The sequence below is a fragment of the Rhodococcus sp. 1R11 genome (genome assembly GCF_004563845.1).
Taxonomy (GTDB): domain Bacteria; phylum Actinomycetota; class Actinomycetes; order Mycobacteriales; family Mycobacteriaceae; genus Rhodococcoides.
In genome coordinates this window covers 1-546 of the sequence record NZ_SPNG01000037.1, presented here as the reverse complement: position 1 = coordinate 546, position 546 = coordinate 1, and the positions used below count along the sequence as shown (strand labels likewise).

Here is a 546-nt window from a genome sequence, read left to right as displayed (position 1 = left end):
GTAGTAGATCATCGGTTTGTCGTAGACCGGGACCAGCTGTTTGCTGACGCCCATCGTGATCGGATGAAGCCGTGAGCCCGTGCCGCCCGCCAGAATGATTCCCCGCATGAGCCCGAAGTCTTCCAGAGAACGTCGCTGAACGCGCGGTGCAGACGAGTGCGCCTTTGTTAGCTCCGGCGCTACGTCACGTGCTTGACGGGAGTGCCCGGTACCGTTCTTGTTCATGAGAATTCTCGTCACGGGTGGGGCCGGGTTCATCGGCGCGAACTTCGTCCATCAGACCCTCGCGCAGCGCCCCGATTCCCAGGTCACCGTGCTCGACAAGCTCACCTACGCCGGCAACAAGGCATCCCTCGAGCCGTTGGCCGACCGCATCGACTTCGTGCACGGCGACATCGCCGACGCCGATCTCGTCGACCGCCTCGTCCGCGAGACCGATCTCGTCGTCCACTTCGCCGCCGAATCCCACAACGACAACTCCCTGACCGACCCGTGGCCGTTCGTGCACACCAACGTCATCGGAACCACCACCCTGCTCAACGCGGT

At 63.2% G+C, this 546-nt stretch carries 2 protein-coding genes; one reads left to right on the top strand and one right to left on the bottom strand.

What is annotated here, in order from left to right; genetic code table 11:
• Positions 1-108: sugar phosphate nucleotidyltransferase (locus E4P29_RS25795; RefSeq protein ID WP_245154281.1), on the bottom strand; the 108-nt coding region annotated here is incomplete at its 3' end.
• Between the two features lie 115 nt (positions 109-223).
• On the opposite strand from E4P29_RS25795, the gene E4P29_RS25790 reads away from it, so the two are divergent.
• On the top strand, positions 224-546 hold a 323-nt coding region (locus E4P29_RS25790; RefSeq protein WP_135048125.1), incomplete at its 3' end, for an NAD-dependent epimerase/dehydratase family protein.